This is a genomic window from Sphingomonas sp., assembly GCF_036387595.1.
Classification (GTDB): Bacteria; Pseudomonadota; Alphaproteobacteria; order Sphingomonadales; family Sphingomonadaceae; genus Sphingomonas.
The window spans coordinates 1-3,063 of sequence record NZ_DASVTL010000007.1; the positions used below are offsets into that span (position 1 = coordinate 1).

A 3,063-nucleotide genomic window follows, 5' to 3' on the forward strand; every position below is an offset into this window, starting at 1 on the left:
GCGAGCGCCGACAGCGGGATCAGGTTGAGCACAGCCGGGATCAGCGCGACGCTGAGCAGTAGCCAGAAACCGTGCAGGATCGTCGACAGCTTGCTCTCCGCGCCCGAGTCAACGTTGGCGGACGACCGCACGATCACCGAGGTGACGGGCAGGCCGCCGATCATGCCCGCGACGATATTGCCGCCGCCCTGTGCCATCAGCTCCCAATTCTTGTCGGTGGTCCGGCGGCGTGGATCGATCTCGTCGACCGCCTTGACGCTCAGCAGCGATTCGAGGCTGGCGACGATCGCGAGAGTCGCCGCGGTGGTCCAGACCGCGGCGCTGCCGATTGCAGAGAAATCGGGGAAGGTGAACAGCGACGGGAATTTGGACAAGCCGTCGACGATCGGCACCTGGACAAGGTGCTGGGTGCCGAGCTGCCATTCCGGCTTGAGCAGGCCGAGCAGGATATTGCCGACCACCCCGATGATGACCACGACGAGCGGCCCTGGCACGAACTTCAGAACGCCCTCTTTCGGCCGCGCCGCATCCCACCAGAACAGGAAGGTCAGGCTAACCAGCGCGATGATCACCGCACCCGGAGTCAGACTGCCGGTGAGGCTGTCCCATACCCGCGCGAAGGTGTTGATACCGTCGGCGGTCGTGAATTCGAAGATGCCCTCCGATTCCCTGTCATAGCCCACCGCATGGGGGATCTGCTTGAGGATCAGGATCAGGCCGATCGCGGCGAGCATGCCGGTGATCACCGACGATGGCACGAACTCGGCGAGTATGCCCGCCCGCGTGAACGAGAATGCGAGCTGGAGCACGCCACCGAGCACCACGGCGAGCAGGAATACCTGGTAGCTCGGCAGGCTCTCGATCGCGGCGAGAACGATCACGGTCAAACCAGCGGCGGGGCCGCTCACGGACAGCGGCGCCTTCGACAGAATGCCAATGACGATACCGCCGACCATGCCCGAGATCACTCCGGCAAACAGCGGCGCTCCCGACGCCAGAGCGACGCCAAGGCATAGGGGCAGTGCGACCAGGAAGACGACGATCGACGCGGGAAGATCGGCCCGCCACGTCGAGAAGATGGATCGTGGTGTCGGCACCTGAGCTCCTGTCGATCAGTCAAAAATAGGTATAGGATTTCATAGCATCAGCCGTCGCGTGGCAGTGCGTCATTTTGTTGCTGGCGACTGCCAACCGGCCCCGATCGTTTCGGCAGCATTACATAACGTTGCTGAGTTGCGCCGCGTCGCAACAAAGGCGGGTTGCGCTGGCGAGTCCGCAGCCTATGTCGCAGCGATGGCGCGAACATCGTCTCGATCGAACGACTGGGGTTTCCCGCGGTGGCGCGGCTATGGGTCGGGTCGCGAGACGACGACGGTGCGGCTGTGCGACCGTCACGGCTGTGAAGAGCCTGGGAACTGCCCCGCGCCGAAATCGCCCAACAGTCCCGATCGCTGGTATTTCTGCGAGATGCATGCCGGCGAGTACAACCGCGGGTATAATTATTTCGAAGGCTTATCGGCGGAGGAGGCCGCGGCGCGCGAGTCCGACGAGACGCGCGACGCATCAGGCTATGCCAATGCGAAACACTATGCTTGGGGCGGACCGGGCGACGGCACGCGATCGCGCGACGAACTTCATGCGCTCGAAGCGCTCGGGGTCGACAGCGATGCGGACTTCGACACTATCAAGGCCGCGTGGCGCAAGCTCGCCAAGGAAAACCACCCGGACGTGCGTCCGGGCGACGCGGATGCTGCGGTTAAGTTCCAAGCGGTGCAGGCCGCCTACGAGATCCTACGGAGCGCCGACGAACGGCGCGAGTGGCGCCCGCGTTGAAGGCCCCGCATTGAACAGGGCAGCATGTTGAAGACGGTACGCAGTGACTGGCAGGGCGCGGTACTGGTCTGCGGCAAATGTTCGAAGAAGGTCGGTGGCGGCTTCGGCGACGATGGCAAAACGTCGCTCATAAAGGCGTTGCGGCGCATGCTGGGTTTGAAGAAGGGACGGCGTTCGGGGCTGGGGATCGTCGAGAGCAAATGCCTCGGGGTCTGCCCGAAGAATGCGGTCGTGGTGGTCGATGCGCGGGCGGCGGGCGAGTGGCTGGTCGTGCCCGCCGGGGCGCCGCTCGAAGACGTGGTGGAGCGGTTGGGCGTGGAGTATGTTCGCCCCAAAGCTCCGTCGCCCGGCTTTTGATCCGGGGTTCCACTTTGCGGCCGTCCAAGAGGTAGCGTCACCCCGGCCCGGGTCCGGGGTGACGGGAGTGGTAGCAATCCCGCCTATGTGTATCGCGCGGCGGTTTCGCGGATCAGCGCGATCATGTTGGGGATGCCCTGCGTCCGGTTCGAACTCAGCTGCTTCGACAGGTCGAACGGTGCCAAGGCGGCGGGGATGTCGGTCGCGAGGATCTCGCCGGCAGGACGGTCCTGCACCGCCAACAATACCAGCGCGATGATGCCTTTGGTGATCGCGGCGTTGGAGTCCGCCAGGAAATGCAGCGTCTCGTCGTCGCGCGCCGTCGGATAGACCCACACCGACGCCGAACACCCACGCACCAGCGTCGCGTCCGATTTTAATGCCGCGGGCATCGGTTCCAGTTCGCGACCGAGGTCGATCAGCAGGCGATAGCGATCGTCGGCTTCGAGGAACTCGTATTCGTCACGAACATCGGCGAGGCTTGGCATCCGCGGCGGGTACAAGCGGCGAGGTTAGAGGTCCACCCCTGCGGCGATCGCCTCGAGCTTCTTGATGCGTTCCTTCAGGTCCGCGATCTCGATCCGGGCACCGGCGGTGGGAACCGGCGAGGTGGATCCGTGCGCCTGGTCGAGTTCCGAATGCTTCAGCGCCAGCCAGCTACGCCAGCCCGAAAGCCCGGCGGTGGTGACCATCGCCAGTCCGGCGAGCGATGCGGTAGCGAGCGTCAGGTAGAGATTGGCATCGATCATGTCCGCCTCCTTCAGCGGTCGCGCAGCCGGTCGATCTCCTGGGTGAGATCGACGCTGCCATGGTTGTCGGTGATCACGCGTTCGAGCACCTGGATGCGTTCGCGCAATTGCTGGACTTCGTCGC

The 3,063-nt window shown here is 64.4% G+C and carries 5 protein-coding genes; 2 read left to right on the forward strand and 3 right to left on the reverse strand.

What is annotated here, in order from left to right:
• Positions 1-1,097: SulP family inorganic anion transporter (locus tag VF643_RS00355; protein WP_331041377.1), on the reverse strand; the 1,097-nt coding region annotated here is incomplete at its 3' end.
• A gap of 196 nt (positions 1,098-1,293) precedes the next feature.
• Between VF643_RS00355 and VF643_RS00360 the strand changes: the two genes are divergently transcribed.
• Complete coding sequence (locus tag VF643_RS00360; RefSeq protein WP_331041378.1) at positions 1,294-1,833, forward strand: J domain-containing protein; 540 nt, start codon at positions 1,294-1,296, stop codon at positions 1,831-1,833.
• Positions 1,834-1,857: 24 nt separating this feature from the next.
• On the forward strand, positions 1,858-2,190 hold the full coding sequence (locus VF643_RS00365) for a hypothetical protein (protein ID WP_331041379.1): 333 nt from the start codon (positions 1,858-1,860) through the stop codon (positions 2,188-2,190).
• Positions 2,191-2,273: 83 nt separating this feature from the next.
• On the opposite strand, the gene VF643_RS00370 is transcribed toward VF643_RS00365, so the two are convergent.
• Positions 2,274-2,678 (reverse strand): SufE family protein, encoded by a 405-nt coding sequence (locus VF643_RS00370; RefSeq protein WP_331041380.1) that lies wholly within the window; start codon positions 2,676-2,678, stop codon positions 2,274-2,276.
• Between the two features lie 24 nt (positions 2,679-2,702).
• Complete coding sequence (locus tag VF643_RS00375) at positions 2,703-2,939, reverse strand: hypothetical protein (protein WP_331041381.1); 237 nt, start codon at positions 2,937-2,939, stop codon at positions 2,703-2,705.
• Positions 2,940-3,063: the final 124 nt, after the last annotated feature.